The sequence below is a fragment of the Paracoccus halophilus genome, assembly GCF_000763905.1.
Taxonomy (GTDB): Bacteria; Pseudomonadota; Alphaproteobacteria; order Rhodobacterales; family Rhodobacteraceae; genus Paracoccus; species Paracoccus halophilus.
In genome coordinates, this window is record NZ_JRKN01000002.1 from 1 (window position 1) to 15,940 (window position 15,940).

A 15,940-nucleotide genomic window follows, 5' to 3' on the forward strand; every position below is an offset into this window, starting at 1 on the left:
AACCTCGCGAGAGCATATGGAAAGAAGTTGATATCGAACTTGAACGCTCGCCTTTCTGGGCAAGCGGGCGGTCCGGCGGGGAGCGGAAGTTTGCTGCAACGCCGCCAACTCTTATCCGGCATGTTCAACGTTTTCCAAATTGAAGAAGCCGGCAACTTCCAAACAGTCTCGGAGGAGGGTCATGAGCTCATCGCTTACCTGCGCCTCAAGATTTCGCCTGCCGCCCGCTTGCCCAGAAAGGCGAGCGTTCAAGTTCGATATCAACTTCTTTCCATATGCTCTCGCGAGGTTCGCTCCTTCGTTTTCTGGCCAAAGGTCATTCGTGTTGGGGCTACCGCCGTCCTTCCAGAATTTCTGATTTGCTTCTTGGCGCTTTTTTCGGAACTTAGTTCGAAAGTCATCAGCACTGCGATTTATCTCTTCCTGCACAATCTGCTGCCCCTGCGCTTGGTCAAACTCATATACTTTCGCGACATGGGCTGGAGTACAATGGTATGTTTCGACATCGCAAAGTGGCGGGGAGAAAATCACCATCTCGCGATTTCTATAATCCGTCCCCCAAATATTCACCTCATCGTCTGTCATGAAATCTCTGTCTCGATGGATAACGATCATCGGATTATTTTGATACAAATCAGCCATAGCCTTGATCGCTATGGAAGACGCGGCATTGCTGATTCCGTTATACGAAATCACCTTAATTTGTTCCGACAAACCCAAGGCATCAACGCAGTTTTCGAGCGCTTTCTTGCCTTTGTCCTCGGTGCAAACGATGCAGTCTGCACCTTTCGAGTCGAGTTGATCCAGCGCCCCCAGATCCATGAGAACGTTGGCCAGATCTTTGCACTCATCCGATTCGACTTTTCCATCTTTCATCCACACTATCTTGGCAGTAGATGACGCGGCGGCGACCAAGTGCCGACTGTGTGTGGTCACGACAATGGTTGAGCCATACAATTCCGATAGCTTATCGAAGGTCTTGGCGAGCATTGCTTGGCGAGATGGGTGAAGGTGGTTGTCTGGTTCATCAACCAACAGGAACTTGGGCTCGAAAAGGCGCACATAGGCAACGATCTGAACGAGCTGGAGGATACCAGTCCCAGTCAGATCAATTGGAACGCGCTTACCTCCCGCTTGAGAAAACTGCACATCAACGAAGAGGTCTTTTTCTGCGTCATGCTTGATTTCTATATTGCAGGGCCCTATGATGTCACTCAGGATTTCTTCAACTTCAACAATCTTACCTGCCTCGCTCAGAATTCTTATAATATTCCGAAAAACAAGATTTGCCTCACCTCCGGCAGCTTTCAGAAAAACTGATGCGTAGTTCTTGTGTTCTTCTCTGTGGGGGATGCCAGATATTCCAGGGACGAATACTGAAAACATACTTTTTGGGTCGCAAATTTCCTGTCCAAAACCTGCGTATGTTCCGCCCCTATCCACTCCCACGCTTCCATAATTTCTACCTTTGTAAATCTCAACCCGGTAGCTTGCCACCGTTTCGTCATTCGCAATTCCTGTAAATTCGATGCGGCCGCGCGAACCACTTGCTTTGTTTTCGTAAGGAGCATGGTGCCCAAGCAAAGTGAACTCAGAAGTTGGAGAGTATCTCAGCTCAGACTCAGGAAGGACCTGCTCTTTTCGCTCAAGAGATAGCTTTGCACATGACGCCGCCATATGAATAGCCTGCAGCACGCTGCTTTTTCCCGAATTATTTCCACCCACAAGGTAGTTTACTTTCGATAGATTAATTTCAACTTCGGAAATTCTTTTGAAGTTGGAGATTTTGATCTTTGTTACCTGCAACGCTGAACACCTTATCCCTTAAGCGCTTGACAGCCAGATTTGCACGCTAAGGAGAAAGCTGCAAGCTTCAGAACCTTTGTGGCGATGGTCGAAATTCCGGGCAACAATGATGTGTAGAGTTCAACGGATCAGACAAAGCGTAGCCGACAGGCAAGTTTGTGGTGCTGCGTCGTAGCACGAAGACCATTATGAGAGTCCGCTTTGGGCCGATCTCTCCCCAAAACCCCAAAAGGCCCCGCAAGCGCGGGGCCTTTTGTTCTCTCACCTCAACCTTGCCCTCAGGCCTGCAGCGAGCGCACTGCGACCTCGCCCTCTTCGCGCGAGCGGATCGCGGCGACCGCCGCGATACTCCCCGCGGCCGTGGTGAAATAGGGGATCTTGTCGTTCAGCGCGACAGCCCTGATCTCGCGCGAATCGGCGATGGCCTGGGCGCCCTCGGTGGTGTTCAGGACCATCACGATCTCGCCGTTCTTCAGCCGGTCGACGACGTTGGGGCGGCCCTCATAGACCTTGTTGACCAGTTCGGTCTCGACCCCCGCCGCGCGCAGGAATTCGGCCGTGCCGCGGGTGGCGACCAGCGTGAAACCCATGCCGGTCAGGTCGCGGGCGGCCTGGGCCATGGCATCGGTCTTGTCGGCATCCCGGACCGAGACAAAGACCAGACCCTGCGCCGGCAGCTGCGTGCCCGCGCCCATCTGCGCCTTCAGGAAGGCGCGGGGGAAGTTGCGGTCCCAGCCCATCACCTCGCCGGTCGAGCGCATCTCGGGCCCCAGCAGCGTATCGACGCCAGGGAAGCGGGCAAAGGGCAGCACCGCCTCCTTGACCGAGAACCAGGGCGTGTTCGGATCGGCGAGGGTCAGCGGATCGGCAAAGGGCAGGTCGTCCTCGGGGCCGACGCCTTCGGGATAGGGTGCGCGGGCGGGGAAGTTCGACATCGGCTCGCCCGCCATCAGCCGCGCGGCGATGGAGGCAATGGCGCTGTCGGTGGCCTTGGCGACAAAGGGCACGGTGCGCGAGGCGCGGGGATTGACCTCAAGCACATAGATCGCGCCGTCCTTCAATGCGAACTGCACGTTCATCAGCCCGACCACGTTCAGCGCCCGGGCCATGGCCTCGGTCTGGCGTTTCAGCTCGGCGATGGTTTCGGCGTCCAGCGTATGAGGCGGTAGCGAACACGCCGAGTCGCCGGAATGGACCCCGGCCTCCTCGATATGCTCCATGATGCCGGCGACATGGACCGTCTTGCCGTCGGAAAGCGCGTCCACATCGACCTCGATCGCGCCGGAAAGATAGCTGTCCAGAAGCACCGGGCTGTCGCCCGAGACCTGCACCGCCTCGCGGATATAGCGGTTGAGCTGGTCCATATCGCGCACGATCTCCATCGCGCGGCCGCCCAGCACATAGGACGGGCGGATGACCAGCGGGAAACCGATGCGGCCGGCGATTTCAATGGCCTCGGCATCGGAACGGGCGATGCCGTTGACGGGCTGGCGCAGGTTCAGATCGTTGAGCAGCTTCTGGAAGCGCTCGCGATCCTCGGCCAGGTCGATGGCGTCGGGCGTTGTGCCCAGGATCGGGATGCCCTCGGCCTCAAGCGCATTGGCCAGTTTCAGCGGCGTCTGGCCGCCGAACTGGACAATGACGCCGTGCAGCGTGTCGTTTTCCTGCTCGACACGCAGAATCTCAAGTACATGCTCCAGTGTCAGCGGCTCGAAATAGAGCCGATCGCTGGTGTCGTAATCGGTCGAGACCGTTTCCGGGTTGCAGTTGACCATGATGGTTTCGAACCCGGCATCGGTCAGCGCGAAACAGGCATGACAGCAGCAATAGTCGAATTCGATCCCCTGCCCGATCCGGTTCGGGCCGCCGCCCAGAATGACCACCTTCTTGCGGTCGCTGGGACGGGCCTCGTTCTCGACTTCGCCCATGGCGGGGGCTTCATAGGTCGAATACATATAGGGGGTCTGGGCCTCGAACTCGGCGGCGCAGGTGTCGATACGCTTGAAGACCGGGTGCAGGTCCAGCGCGCGGCGGGCCTGACGGACGGCGGTTTCCTCCTGCCCGGTCAGCGCGGCCAGGCGGGCATCGGTAAAGCCCATCATCTTCAGCCGGCGCAGCCCCTCGACATCCGAGGGCAGGCCATCGGCGCGGATGCCGGCCTCGGCATCGATAATCTCGCGCATGCGGGCCAGGAACCACGGATCGAAACTGGTCGCATGCTGGATTTCGTCATCGCTCAGCCCCTCGCGCATGGCCTGGGCGATCAGGCGCAGCCGGTCGGGGGTCTGGGCGCTGATCGCCTTGACGATGGCCGCCTTGTCGGGGGCGCCGGGGATCTCGATATCGTCAAGCCCGGTCAGGCCGTTCTCCATGCTGGTCAGGGCCTTTTGCAGCGATTCGTGGAAGGTTCGGCCAATCGCCATGACCTCGCCCACGGATTTCATCGCCGTGGTCAGTTCGGGCTTCGAGCCCGGGAATTTCTCGAAGGCAAAACGCGGGATCTTGGTCACGACATAGTCGATCGAGGGCTCAAAGGATGCCGGCGTGACCTTGGTGATATCGTTGTCCAGCTCGTCCAGCGTATAGCCCACGGCAAGCTTGGCGGCAATCTTGGCAATCGGGAACCCCGTCGCCTTCGAGGCCAGCGCCGACGAACGGCTGACCCGCGGGTTCATCTCGATCACCACCATGCGGCCATCGGCCGGGTTGATCGCCCATTGCACGTTCGAGCCGCCGGTTTCCACGCCGATCTCGCGCAGAACAGCGATGCTGCCATTCCGCATCCGCTGATATTCGCGGTCGGTCAGGGTCAGCGCCGGCGCCACGGTGATCGAATCGCCGGTATGGACGCCCATCGGATCGACGTTTTCGATGGAACAGACGATGATGGCATTGTCGGCGCGGTCGCGCACCACCTCCATCTCGAATTCCTTCCAGCCCAGCAGGGATTCGTCCACCAGCACCTGCGCCACGGGCGAGGCCTCAAGCCCGGACCGCACGATGCGTTCGTAATCGTCGCGGTTATAGGCGACGCCGCCGCCGGTGCCGCCCAGGGTGAATGCGGGGCGGATGATCGCCGGCAGGCCGACCTCTTCCAGCGCATCCATGGCGATCTGAATGCCGGCGGCGATATCGTATTTCCCGCTCGCAAGCCTGGGCGCGGCGACGATGGTGGCGCGCGGGTTTTCCAGCCCGATCCGGTCCATCGCCTCGCGGAACAGCTTGCGGTCCTCGGCCATCTCGATCGCGGCGCGCTGCGCGCCGATCAGCTCGACCCCGTAGCGGTTCAGCACGCCCGCATCCGCCAGCGCCAGCGCGGTGTTCAGCGCGGTCTGCCCGCCCATCGTGGGAAGCAACGCATCGGGACGTTCCTTGGCAATGATCTTTTCGACGATTTCCGGGGTGATCGGCTCGATATAGGTCGCATCGGCCATTTCCGGATCGGTCATGATCGTCGCCGGGTTCGAGTTGACCAGAATGACCCGATAGCCCTCCTCGCGCAGCGCCTTGCAGGCCTGGGCGCCGGAATAGTCGAATTCGCAGGCCTGCCCGATGACGATGGGACCGGCGCCGATGATCAGGATGGATTTGATATCGGTTCTTTTCGGCATGACGGTCCCTCGGGCTGGCGGCAGATAAATCGTCCGGGGTTATAGCCATGGCAGGCCCGCGCGCAAGGGTCCGCGGAGCGCGCGTCCGAATTTTCACGCGCCTCGATGGCCGCGCGGCCCGGCAATGAAAAGCGCCGCGCCGTCAGAGCACGATGAAAGACAGGAACGGAACGCCCGTCCTTTCTTCTTCACCCAAATATCCAAAGAACCGCGCCACCGGCGTCACCCGGGCAGTTGATCCTCGGCCTTTTGCGCCAGCGCCTCGGCGCGCGCCGCCAGTTCGGCCATGGCCTCGGCCAGGCTTGCCGGCACGACCGGCACCTCGACCCGCTGCGGATTCGACTTCAGCCGCGCCAGCTCCCGCTCCGAGGCCGCCGCGCGATCCTCCAGCGCCGTGGTCCGGTCGGCCAGCATCAGCCCTGCCAGCAGCAGCAGCCGCGGCTCTGGCATGCGCCCGGCCTGGGCCAGGATCGCCTGCGCCTCGGTGTCCAGAAGGGCCGCTGCGCGCTTCAGCAGCCGCTCCTCGCCCTCCTGACAGGTCAGGGTATAGGATTTATGCCCGATATTGAAATCCACCTCGGCCATGGTCAGCCCCTTTCCTCGTCATCGTCCGGCATGCCGTCGGCCACCCCTTGGCCGGCGGTCTCGCGCGGCGGGGAGGCGGTTTCCGGCTCGACCACCGCATCCTCGTCCTTGTCGGCAACGGCTGTCACCGGCGCGGGCGCGGGCGTGCCCAGCATGCGATCCAGCGCGGCGAGAATGTCCTGCATCTGGCCCTCCTCGGCGGCATGGGCGGCGCGCAGCGATTCGATTTCGGCCTCCAGCGCGCGGCGGGCGGCATCGGCGGGCGCGCCCGTGCCCGCAATCAGCGCACGGTTGGCCTCGGCCAGCGCCTCGTTCGCGGCGACCAGCCGCGCCGCTTCGCGCCCGGCTTCCTGCAGGCGCTCATGGGTTTCGCCCTGACGCGTCCGCAACTGCGCAAGCTCATCGGTCAGGCGCCGGTTCTCGTCGCCCGATTGCTGCAACTGCTCCGCAGCAGGGGCGCCGGCCGCCGCCGCACGGTCCAGAAAATGGTCGATCCGGTCCAGGGCCGCGATCAGCCGCTTTTCGCTGGCGTTCAGGTCATCTCTCATCGGCCAGGATCCTTTCGGGTCGCTTGTCCTTGCGCATCATCCGACAGTTTTGGCACCTGATCGCGCTCATGACAAGGACGGGCGGGACATCCCGCCCGTCCTGCAAATTTCGCCTCAGGCGGCGATCACCTCGCGATGCTCGTCCATCAGGCCGCGGATGATGGCCCAGACCGCGCCCAGAAGCACGATGGTAAAGGGCAGCCCGGTCGAGACCGCCATCGCCTGCAGCGCCGTCAGCCCGCCGCCCAGCAGCAGCGCAATGGCGACCATGCCCTCGAAGCTGGCCCAGAAGACCCGCTGCGGCACCGGCGCGTGAACCTTGCCGCCGGCGGCGATGGTGTCGATCACCAGCGAGCCGGAATCCGACGAGGTGACAAAGAACACGATCACCAGCACGATGCCGACAAAGCTGCTGATCTGGTGCAGCGGCAGTTCCTCGAGCATCTCGAACAGCTGCAGCGGCAGCACCGCGCTGGCCGCGTCGCTTGCCCCGCCCAGCAGCTGCGTGATCGCCGTGCCGCCCATCGCCGTCATCCACAAGACCGAAACCAGCGACGGCACGATCAGCACCGCCATCAGGAATTCGCGCACCGTGCGGCCGCGCGAGACGCGGGCGATGAACATGCCGACAAAGGGCGACCAGCTGATCCACCAGGCCCAGTAGAATGCCGTCCAGCCCTGGCGGAAATTGTCGTCGGTGCGTCCGAACGGGTTCGACAGCGGCAACAGGTCGCGCGCATAGACGGCAAGGTTGCCGAAGAAGCCGGTGATGATCGACCAGGTCGGGCCGGTCAGGATGACGAAGAACAGCAGCACGATGAACAGCACCATGTTCACCTCGGACAGGAACTTGACGCCCTTTTCCACCCCGGCGACCACGCTGATCGTCGCCACGCCGGTGATCGCCACGATCAGCACGATCTTGACCGTCATGCCGTCGCCGATCCCGAACAGGAAGTTCAGCCCGGCGGTCGCCTGCTCGGCGCCGAAGCCCAGCGAGGTAGCCAGTCCGAAGATGGTGGCAAAGACCGCCAGGATGTCGATGACATGGCCCGGCCAGCCCCAGACCCTTTCCCCGAAGATCGGGTAAAAGACCGAGCGCATGGTGAGCGGCAGCCCCTTGTTATAGGCAAACAGCGCCAGCGCCAGCGCCACCACGGCATAGATCGCCCAGGGGTGCAGCCCCCAGTGGAAGATGGTCGCGGCCATGGCCAGGCGCCGCGCGCCCATCTCATCGCCCGGCGCGCCGTCGAGCGGCGCCCAGTCGGTGCGCAGGCCGTCCTCGCCCATCACCGGGCCGCCCAGGGCGGCCTGGAAATGGCCCAGCGGCTCGGAGACGCCATAGAACATCAGCCCGATGCCCATGCCGGCGGCGAACAGCATGGCGAACCAGCCGGTCAGGCTGAAATCCGGCGTCGCCTCGGGCCCGCCGAGCCGCACCTTGCCCAGGGGCGAGACGACCAGAAACAGACACAGCACGACAAAGACATTGCCGGCGAGCAGGAAGAACCAGTCGAGCCTGCTGGTCAGCCAGCCGCGCATGCCGGTAAAGAAGGTCTCGACGCCGCTGGGCTGGGCCACGCCGCCCACCGGCGGTACCGCCGTCAGGTATTGCAGGACGATCGTGCCCAGCGTGAAGATCAGGATCGTCGCCGCGGAAATCGCGAAAACCGGGTTGTGGATATCAAAGGGGATCGGGCCTTCGCCCTGAATATTGTCCTGACCGATCTCATAGGGCGTCTCGATGATCGCCGTCGGTCCTTCGGGTGGCGGGACGGCCTCGGCGCCGTCCAGCACCTCTTCTTCATGGTCATGCGCGTCCTGCGCGCCGGTTCTTCCGGTTGCGGACGATCCGCCGTCCTGGCTTGGCTCACTCATGCGCCCTCCTGTTCGGTTATTGCACTCCACTGTCGAGCGGCAGATGCCGCGAAGGCTGCAAGTTATCTGACGAATCCGCGAATTCCTACCCCCGGGCCGGCTTTTCACCCTTAGGTAGGGGGCCTATAAGGCGGCGAGCCTGGATGAAGGAGAGATGCCAGATGCGTCGCGCGAAGATCACCCGCCAGACGGCCGAGACCCGGATCGAGGTCGAGCTGAACCTTGACGGCAGCGGGGTCTATGACAACCGCACGGGGGTCGGCTTCTTCGATCACATGCTGGACCAGCTGTCGCGCCATTCGCTGATCGACCTGACGCTGCGCGCCGAGGGCGATCTGCATGTCGACGATCACCACACCGTCGAGGATTGCGGCATCGCCATCGGCCAGGCGCTGGTTCAGGCGCTTGCCGACAAGAAGGGTATCCGCCGTTACGGCGCCTTTCATCTGGCGATGGACGATGCGCTGATCCGCGCGGCGCTGGATCTGTCGGGCCGGCCGTTTCTGGTCTGGAACGTCGATTTCCCCAGCCCGAAGATCGGAACCTTCGACACCGAACTGGTGCGCGAGTTCTTTCAGGCGCTGACGACCCATGGCGGCATCACGCTGCATGTGGACCGGCTGCACGGGCTGAACGCGCATCACATCGCCGAGGCCAGCTTCAAGGCCGTCGCGCGGGCGCTGCGCGAGGCGGTCGAGCCTGATCCGCGCATCGGCGATGCCCTGCCCTCGACCAAGGGGGCGCTTTGATGCGCGTGGCGCTGGTCGATTACGACAGCGGCAACCTGCATTCGGCACAAAAGGCATTCGCGCTTATGGGGCGCGAGCTGGGCGCCGAGGTCATCGTCACCTCGGACCCCGGGGCGGTGCGCGGCGCGGACCGGATCGTGCTACCGGGCGACGGCGCCTTCCCGGCCTGCCGCGCGGCGCTGGACGCGGTGCCGGGCATGGCCGAGGCGCTCAGCGAGGCGGTACTGGACCGCGCCGTGCCCTTCATGGGGATCTGCGTCGGCATGCAGATGCTGGCCGATCTGGGCCATGAATATCGCGAGACGCCGGGGCTTGGCTGGATCGGCGGCGAGATAAGGGCGATCGCGGCGGCGGGCCTGAAGGTGCCGCATATGGGCTGGAACGATCTGCGCGTCCTGCAGCCGCATCCGCTGCTGGAGGGGATCGGGAACGGCGATCACGCCTATTTCGTCCATGGCTGGCAGTTTCGCGTCACCGACCCCGCGCATCTGCTGGCGACGGTCGATTACGGCGGCTCCGTGACGGCCGTGGTGGGCCGCGACAATATCGTCGGCACCCAGTTCCATCCCGAGAAATCGCAGGCGGTCGGCCTGCGGATCATCGCGAATTTCCTGCGCTGGCGACCGTGATGACGGGCAGGACCGGGGGCTGTCTGCCCCCGGACCCCCGAGGATATTTTCCTGAAGAAGAAAGGCCGGGCGCTATTTCACGCGCGTCCATCGCTGGGTCTTGCAAAAGACCGCGACGCAGCCCGAGACGCTGAGCGTCTTGCCGTCGAGCTGCATTTTCGACTTGTAGGTCTTGTCGGCGCCCGGGTCCCAGATCGTGCCGCCGGAGAACTTGCCGCCGCCCTCGTCGGTCATGTTCGCCACGATGTTCCTGCCGGTATTGGGCGAGGAGATTTCCTGCCCGGCGGAATCGAAGCTTTTCACCAGCCTCCCGCAATATCTGCCGCCGCAGTCATAGAACTGCACCATGCCGATATTGCCGTCGTCATTGGCCTGGGTCTGGAAGATGCCTTCGATTCCCTGCGCCTGCGCGCCGGTCGCGGCAAGCATCAGTATCGCCGCCAGGATGTTGGTCTTCATGCTGTTTCCCCTCCCCGGGATTGCTCTTCCCGGGTGCATCATGCTGCCGCAGGTTCCCGCCGATCAAGCCTGACGTGGGGTCCGCGGGGCCTTTCGGATCGGTACGGGCTGTGGCAAAGGGGCGCGATGCCATCAGGAGAAACGCAATGATCCTTTACCCCGCCATCGACCTCAAGGACGGCAATTGCGTGCGCCTGTTGCGCGGCGATATGGAGGCGGCGACGGTCTTCGGCAGCGATCCGGCGGCGCAGGCGCGGGCGTTTCAGGATGCCGGCGCCCAATGGCTGCATCTGGTCGATCTGAACGGGGCCTTCGCCGGCAAGCCGGTCAATGGCGCGGCGGTCGAAGCGATTCTGGCCGCGGTCGTGGTGCCGGCGCAGCTGGGCGGCGGCATTCGCGACATGGCCACCATCGAGGCCTGGCTGGAGCGCGGGCTGTCGCGCGTGATCCTGGGTACGGTGGCGGTCGAAGAGCCCGATCTGGTGCGCGAGGCGGCGATGGCCTTCCCCGGCAAGATCGCGGTCGGCATCGACGCCCGCAAGGGTCGCGTCGCGACCCGCGGCTGGGCCGAGGAGACCGATGTCACGGCTGTGGATCTGGCGCGGAGTTTCGAGGATGCCGGCGTGGCGGCGATCATCTATACCGATATCGACCGCGACGGCGCCATGCAGGGGCCCAACATTCCCGCTACCGAAGCGCTGGCGCGGGCGGTGAACATCCCGGTCATCGCCTCGGGCGGGGTATCGTCCATGGATGATCTGAAGGCGCTGGCCCGCACCAGGGTGATTTCCGGCGTCATCTCGGGCCGCGCTCTTTATGATGGTGCGCTGGATCTGGCCGAGGCGCTGGAGGTGCTGAAAGGCTAGCCCTCGACGCGCGCCCCGGGCCCGGTCGGCCTGGGGCCGGGGTTACTTGGCGGGCACGAAAGCAGCCAGGTTCGCGAAGGATTTCGCGAGCAGATCGCTTGCCGCCTCCTTGGCATCCCGGGCGGCGCCCTTGGGGTTTGCAAGCGCGCTCAGCCCGGTGCTCAGCGCTTCGATACCGGCGGCAACTGCGTCAGGGCGGTTCTGGTCGTCGGCTTGGTGGGACATCTCTCATTCCTTTGAATGGCGGGTTACTTCCTCCTGCCCCAGCAGATATGCCCTGCGGCGCGACACGACCAGAGGCCGGCATCGCAAGGGCGGTATGCCCCCCGCGCAACCCGGCACCGGCGGGCGGCCGGCGCCGGATCGTCCCGGGCAGGCTCTGGCCGTTCAGCGCATTTCGATCTAGAACGCCACGACCCGAGGAAAAAGGCCGCTCGCCCATGCTCAAGACCCGCATCATTCCCTGTCTGGATGTCGCCGATGGCCGCGTGGTCAAGGGCGTGAATTTCGTCGATCTGGTGGATGCCGGCGATCCGGTCGAGGCGGCGCGCGCCTATGACGCCGCCGGCGCCGACGAGATCTGCTTTCTGGACATCCATGCCACGCATGAGAACCGCGGCACCATGTTCGATCTGGTCACCCGCACCGCCGAGGCCTGTTTCGTGCCGCTGACCGTGGGCGGCGGTGTGCGCAGCCATCACGACGTGCGCGCGCTGCTGCTGGCCGGCGCCGACAAGGTCAGCTTCAACTCGGCCGCCGTCGCCGACCCCGATGTGATCGCCGAGGCCGCCGACCGTTTCGGCAGCCAGTGCATCGTCTGCGCCATCGACGCCAAGACCGTGGCGCCGGGCCGCTGGGAGATCTTCACCCATGGCGGGCGCCGGCCCACCGGCATCGACGCGGTGGAATTCGCCCGCACCGTCGCCGCCAGGGGCGCGGGCGAGATCCTGCTGACCAGCATGGACCGCGACGGCACGAAATCGGGCTATAACCTGCCCCTGACCCGCGCCATCGCCGATGCCGTGGACGTGCCGGTGATCGCCTCGGGCGGGGTCGGCACGCTGGAGCATCTGGCCGAGGGCGTGCTGGAAGGGCATGCCTCGGCGGTGCTGGCCGCCTCGATCTTTCATTTCGGTACGTTTTCCATCCGCGAGGCCAAGGAATACATGGCCACAGCGGGCATCCCGGTGAGGTTGACATGACTGCCCTGCCCCAGACCGCGCTGCAACGGCTCGCCGCCACCATCGAGACCCGCAGGAGCGCCGATCCCGAAACCAGCTGGACCGCGAAACTGCTGTCGAAGGGCCCTGAGAAATGCGCCGAGAAATTCGGCGAGGAGGCCATCGAGGCGATCATCGAAGCGGTCAAGGGGGATCGCGACAAGTTGGTCCGCGAGGCCGCGGATACGGTTTACCACCTGCTGGTGATGCTGGCCGCGCGGGATCTGACGCTCGCCGATGTCGAGGCGGAACTGGACCGGCGCGACGGGCGCTCGGGCATCGAGGAGAAGGCGGCGCGGGAATAGCCCGCGCGGCCTATTCCTTGACCGCCCCGGTCATCGACGAGACGTAGTAATCCACGAAGAAGGAATAGAGGATCACCACCGGCAGCGATCCCAGCAGCGCCCCCGACATCAGCGCGCCCCATTCATAGATGTCGCCGCGCACCAGCTCGGTCAGCACGCCCACGGGCACGGTCTTGTTTTCCGAGCTGGAGATGAAGGTCAGCGCATAGATGAATTCGTTCCAGGACAGCGTAAAGGCGAAAATCCCGGCCGAGATCAGCCCCGGCACCGCCAGCGGCAGCACCACCTTGGTCAGGATCTGCCAGCGACTTGCGCCATCGACCAGCGCCGATTCCTCAAGCTCATAAGGGATCGAGCGGAAATAGCCCATCAAGAGCCAGGTGCAGAACGGGATCAGGAAGGTCGGATAGGTCAGGATCAAGGCCAGCCGGCTGTCGAAGATGCCGACCTGAAAGACGATATAGGCCAGCGGGATGAACAGGATCGAAGGCGGCACCAGATAGGCCAGGAATATCAGCAGCCCGGTGATCCGCGCGCCGCGAAAACGCAGCCGCTCGATCGCATAGGCCGCCAGCACCGAGGCGAACAGCGCGATCACCGTCGAGGCGACCGAGACGATCACCGTGTTCCACATCCATGCCGGATATGAGGTCTCGAACAGCAGGAATTTCATATGCTCCAGCGTCGGGCCGATCACCCAGAACGGGCTGAAATTGTCGTAATCGGTCAGCTGGTTGTCGGGCTTCACCGCCGTGATCGCCATCCAGTAGAACGGAAACAGCAGCACGAAGACGAACACCGCCAGCGGCAGGTAGACGACCAGAATGCGGCGCGGCAGCGTCTCGAACTGCTCCAGCGGGGCGGAATTGTCTGTGGTCCTGTCGGCCATGGTCCCTCTCCCTAATCCTGACCCTGCTGCCACCTGCGGCGCTGCAGGCCGAAGAAGCTGAACAGGATCGCCGCCAGCAGAAAGGGGATCATCGCGACCGCGATGGCCGCGCCCTCGCCCAGCTGGCCGCCGGGAATGGCGCGCTGGAAGGACAGCGTGGCCATCAGATGGGTGGCGTTCACCGGCCCGCCACGGGTCAGCACATAGATCAGCTGGAAATCGGTAAAGGTGAACAGCACGCTGAAGGTCATCACCACGGCGATGATCGGCGTCAGCAGCGGCAGCGTGACCTTGGTGAAACGCTGCCAGGGCGTCGCGCCGTCGATGGCGGCGGCCTCGTTCAGGGATTGCGGGATGGTCTGCAACCCGGCCAGCAGCGAAATCGCGACAAAGGGAATGCCGCGCCAGACATTGGCCGCGATCACCGACCAGCGCGCATTCCAGGTATCGCCCAGGAAATTGATCGGCTGGTCGATCAGCCCCATCTGCATCAGCGACCATGAAATGATCGAGAACTGGCTGTCGAAGATCCACCAGAAGGCCATGGCCGACAGCACCGTGGGCACCACCCAGGGCAGCAGGATGACAGCGCGAAAGAAATTCTTGAACGGCAGGTGCCGGTTCAGGATCAGCGCCAGCCACAGCCCCAGCCCGAACTTCGCGACCGAGGCGACCACGGTGTAAAGCATGGTGTTGAAGACCGACAGCCAGAAGACCGGGTCATCGAACAGCCAGGCATAGTTTTCCAGCCCGACAAAGACGCCCTCGCGGCCGATCCTGGTATCGGTAAAGCCCAGCCAGACGCCCAGGCCCAGCGGATAGGTCAGAAAGAACAGCAGCACTGCCGCCGCCGGCAGCATGAACAGAAAGCCCAACCCGTTGCGGCTTTCCGACAGGCGGGAAAACCAGCCCCTGCGGCGCGGCGGATCGTCCTGCGCCGGGGCGGAGCTGGCCTGATCGGGTCCGGTCATGCTGCGTCCTTTCCGTAGATGGGCCGGTTGCGGCCGGTTTCGCTTGGCCGGCCCGGGCGGCGACTGGCCGCCCGGGCCGCACCGGATCAGCGGTAATAGCGCTGCAGGCGCCGCTCGGCATTGCTGATGGCTTCCTCGGGCGAGCGCTGCCCGGTCACGGCTTCGGCGAACATGTCGACCAGCACGTAATCGGCCATCGCCCCCGCCGAGGCCGGCCCCAGCGGCCCGGCAAAGCCGTTCACGCGCAGCGATTCCGAGGCGCGCGAATAGGGCACGTGGATCGGGTTCGAGGTCCAGACCGGATTGGCCGCAAATTCCTTGAGCGCCTGACAGCAATAGGCGCTGGCGGCCTCGATCCAGCGGTTCATGTTGTCGGACTGGTACATGAACTCGATATAGGCCTTGGCGGCGTTGGGGAACTTGCAGTGGTTGAAGATCGACAGGGTCGAGGTCTGGTGCAGTTCGACCGATTTCCCGACCGGCCCGATGGGCAGGTTGGTGGTGCGGATATCGTCTGCCAGCTCCTTCATCGCCGGGTCGTTGATCGCGGCATAATAAAGCGACACGCCATTGGCGGTCAGCGACACCTCGCCGGCCAGGAAGGCGCGGTTGTTGTTGATGTCCAGCCAGCTTTCCGTGCCGGGGATAAAGGTGTCGTACAGTGCCTTGGCATAGGCGATGGCGGCCAGCGTCTCGGGGCTGTTGATCACCACCTCGCCCGCCTCGTTCACGGTCATGCCGCCATGCGACCACAAGAGCCAATGGGCATAGTTGTTGCCGTCGCCCACCGCCTTGCCATGCGGGAATCCCGCCGGCGTCCCCTTTTCCTTGAGCGCCTGGCACAGTTTCAGGAAGCCGTCCGTATCGGTCGGGAACTCATCGAAACCGGCGGCCTTCATGTGGCTGTCGCGATAGCAGATGGCGTTGCCGATGGCGCAAAGCGGCGCCGCCACCCATTTGCCATCCTGCGAGCCATAAGCTGCCAGCCCGTCATACCAGCCGCCATGCGCCTCGCCCAGCTGGGTGCAAAGGTCGGTCACATCGACCAGCTTGTCGGGATACTGGAACGGGTCGTCGAACCAGCTCATCACCATGTCGGGGCCCGAGCCCACATTGGCGGCGACGGCGGCCTTGGGGCGAACATCCTCCCAGCTTTCCTGGTCGATGGTGACCTTGACCCCGGTCGCCTCGGTAAAGGCGGCGGTATTGGCGTTCCAGGCGTCCTCCTCGCCCTTGACGAAGGGCACCCAACGCAGCAGGCGCAGCTCGGCGCCCTCTTCGGGGGTGAACATGGGCGCGCCTTGCGCCAGCGCGCGGCCGGCGCGGAACGGGCCGGCAAGCGCGCCCGCCGCGGCCAGCGCGGCGCTGCCTTGCAACAGCTTCCTGCGGTCAATGGTCATGGGTCATTCCTCCCTTGGTGCAAT

Annotated in this window: 15 protein-coding genes; 5 read left to right on the forward strand and 10 right to left on the reverse strand. The window is 63.8% G+C overall.

From position 1 onward, the window contains the following. Positions 1-111: 111 nt before the first annotated feature. From IT41_RS19675 to IT41_RS01370, 5 genes are all read right to left on the reverse strand, one after another. On the reverse strand, positions 112-1,806 hold the full coding sequence (locus IT41_RS19675) for an ATP-dependent nuclease (protein ID WP_074947990.1): 1,695 nt from the start codon (positions 1,804-1,806) through the stop codon (positions 112-114). Positions 1,807-2,084: 278 nt separating this feature from the next. Then, entirely contained in the window at positions 2,085-5,417 is a 3,333-nt protein-coding gene (gene carB / locus IT41_RS01355; RefSeq protein WP_036738218.1) for a carbamoyl-phosphate synthase large subunit, read from the reverse strand. A gap of 222 nt (positions 5,418-5,639) precedes the next feature. Further along, entirely contained in the window at positions 5,640-6,002 is a 363-nt protein-coding gene (locus IT41_RS01360; RefSeq protein WP_036738219.1) for a cell division protein ZapA, read from the reverse strand. A gap of 2 nt (positions 6,003-6,004) precedes the next feature. After that, positions 6,005-6,550 carry a hypothetical protein gene (locus IT41_RS01365; RefSeq protein ID WP_036738220.1) on the reverse strand — a complete coding sequence of 182 codons (546 nt, stop codon included), beginning with the start codon at positions 6,548-6,550 and terminating at the stop codon, positions 6,005-6,007. A 114-nt stretch (positions 6,551-6,664) separates the two neighbouring features. Continuing rightward, a complete protein-coding gene (locus IT41_RS01370) occupies positions 6,665-8,428 on the reverse strand; it encodes a BCCT family transporter (RefSeq protein ID WP_081967422.1) in 1,764 nt (587 codons plus the stop codon). 161 nt (positions 8,429-8,589) lie between these two features. On the opposite strand from IT41_RS01370, the gene hisB reads away from it, so the two are divergent. Together hisB and hisH are read left to right on the forward strand one after the other, a co-directional pair. Then, on the forward strand, positions 8,590-9,177 hold the full coding sequence (gene hisB, locus IT41_RS01375; protein WP_036738221.1) for an imidazoleglycerol-phosphate dehydratase HisB: 588 nt from the start codon (positions 8,590-8,592) through the stop codon (positions 9,175-9,177). After that, positions 9,177-9,806 (forward strand): imidazole glycerol phosphate synthase subunit HisH, encoded by a 630-nt coding sequence (hisH, locus tag IT41_RS01380; RefSeq protein WP_036738222.1) that lies wholly within the window; start codon positions 9,177-9,179, stop codon positions 9,804-9,806. The genes hisB and hisH overlap by 1 nt, the downstream gene beginning before the upstream one ends. Positions 9,807-9,878: 72 nt before the next feature. Here the strand turns inward: hisH and IT41_RS01385 are convergent, their stop codons facing one another. After that, positions 9,879-10,265: a DUF2147 domain-containing protein gene (locus IT41_RS01385; protein WP_036738223.1), complete on the reverse strand. Its 387-nt coding sequence runs from the start codon at positions 10,263-10,265 to the stop codon at positions 9,879-9,881. Between the two features lie 146 nt (positions 10,266-10,411). Between IT41_RS01385 and hisA the strand changes: the two genes are divergently transcribed. Beyond that, positions 10,412-11,131, forward strand: coding sequence for a 1-(5-phosphoribosyl)-5-[(5-phosphoribosylamino)methylideneamino]imidazole-4-carboxamide isomerase (gene hisA / locus IT41_RS01390; protein WP_036738224.1), 720 nt, complete (start codon positions 10,412-10,414; stop codon positions 11,129-11,131). 42 nt (positions 11,132-11,173) lie between these two features. Here hisA and IT41_RS01395 read toward each other — a convergent pair whose 3' ends face one another. Beyond that, positions 11,174-11,356, reverse strand: a complete 183-nt coding sequence (locus tag IT41_RS01395; protein ID WP_036738226.1) for a hypothetical protein — start codon at positions 11,354-11,356, stop codon at positions 11,174-11,176. Positions 11,357-11,571: 215 nt separating this feature from the next. Here IT41_RS01395 and hisF point away from each other — a divergent pair, with 215 nt between their 5' ends. Beyond that, on the forward strand, positions 11,572-12,333 hold the full coding sequence (gene hisF, locus IT41_RS01400) for an imidazole glycerol phosphate synthase subunit HisF (RefSeq protein ID WP_036738228.1): 762 nt from the start codon (positions 11,572-11,574) through the stop codon (positions 12,331-12,333). After that, on the forward strand, positions 12,330-12,656 hold the full coding sequence (locus IT41_RS01405; RefSeq protein WP_036738230.1) for a phosphoribosyl-ATP diphosphatase: 327 nt from the start codon (positions 12,330-12,332) through the stop codon (positions 12,654-12,656). The genes hisF and IT41_RS01405 overlap by 4 nt, the downstream gene beginning before the upstream one ends. 10 nt (positions 12,657-12,666) lie before the next feature. Here IT41_RS01405 and IT41_RS01410 read toward each other — a convergent pair whose 3' ends face one another. The 3 genes from IT41_RS01410 to IT41_RS01420 form a co-directional block, all read right to left on the reverse strand. Further along, positions 12,667-13,545 (reverse strand): carbohydrate ABC transporter permease, encoded by an 879-nt coding sequence (locus IT41_RS01410; RefSeq protein WP_036738231.1) that lies wholly within the window; start codon positions 13,543-13,545, stop codon positions 12,667-12,669. A gap of 11 nt (positions 13,546-13,556) precedes the next feature. Continuing rightward, complete coding sequence (locus IT41_RS01415; protein ID WP_036738232.1) at positions 13,557-14,516, reverse strand: carbohydrate ABC transporter permease; 960 nt, start codon at positions 14,514-14,516, stop codon at positions 13,557-13,559. 86 nt (positions 14,517-14,602) lie between these two features. Then, a complete protein-coding gene (locus tag IT41_RS01420) occupies positions 14,603-15,916 on the reverse strand; it encodes an ABC transporter substrate-binding protein (protein ID WP_036738234.1) in 1,314 nt (437 codons plus the stop codon). Between the last annotated feature and the right edge of the window lie 24 nt (positions 15,917-15,940).

What these genes read in the sequence shown, in the direction of transcription:
- carB (WP_036738218.1), bottom strand. Translation starts at nt 5,417, where the DNA reads ATGCCGAAAAGAACCGATATCAAATCCATCCTGATCATCGGCGCCGGT.
- IT41_RS01360 (WP_036738219.1), bottom strand. Translation starts at nt 6,002, where the DNA reads ATGGCCGAGGTGGATTTCAATATCGGGCATAAATCCTATACCCTGACC.
- IT41_RS01365 (WP_036738220.1), bottom strand. Translation starts at nt 6,550, where the DNA reads ATGAGAGATGACCTGAACGCCAGCGAAAAGCGGCTGATCGCGGCCCTG.
- IT41_RS01370 (WP_081967422.1), bottom strand. Translation starts at nt 8,428, where the DNA reads ATGAGTGAGCCAAGCCAGGACGGCGGATCGTCCGCAACCGGAAGAACC.
- hisB (WP_036738221.1), top strand. Translation starts at nt 8,590, where the DNA reads ATGCGTCGCGCGAAGATCACCCGCCAGACGGCCGAGACCCGGATCGAG.
- hisH (WP_036738222.1), top strand. Translation starts at nt 9,177, where the DNA reads ATGCGCGTGGCGCTGGTCGATTACGACAGCGGCAACCTGCATTCGGCA.
- IT41_RS01385 (WP_036738223.1), bottom strand. Translation starts at nt 10,265, where the DNA reads ATGAAGACCAACATCCTGGCGGCGATACTGATGCTTGCCGCGACCGGC.
- hisA (WP_036738224.1), top strand. Translation starts at nt 10,412, where the DNA reads ATGATCCTTTACCCCGCCATCGACCTCAAGGACGGCAATTGCGTGCGC.
- IT41_RS01395 (WP_036738226.1), bottom strand. Translation starts at nt 11,356, where the DNA reads ATGTCCCACCAAGCCGACGACCAGAACCGCCCTGACGCAGTTGCCGCC.
- hisF (WP_036738228.1), top strand. Translation starts at nt 11,572, where the DNA reads ATGCTCAAGACCCGCATCATTCCCTGTCTGGATGTCGCCGATGGCCGC.
- IT41_RS01405 (WP_036738230.1), top strand. Translation starts at nt 12,330, where the DNA reads ATGACTGCCCTGCCCCAGACCGCGCTGCAACGGCTCGCCGCCACCATC.
- IT41_RS01410 (WP_036738231.1), bottom strand. Translation starts at nt 13,545, where the DNA reads ATGGCCGACAGGACCACAGACAATTCCGCCCCGCTGGAGCAGTTCGAG.
- IT41_RS01415 (WP_036738232.1), bottom strand. Translation starts at nt 14,516, where the DNA reads ATGACCGGACCCGATCAGGCCAGCTCCGCCCCGGCGCAGGACGATCCG.
- IT41_RS01420 (WP_036738234.1), bottom strand. Translation starts at nt 15,916, where the DNA reads ATGACCATTGACCGCAGGAAGCTGTTGCAAGGCAGCGCCGCGCTGGCC.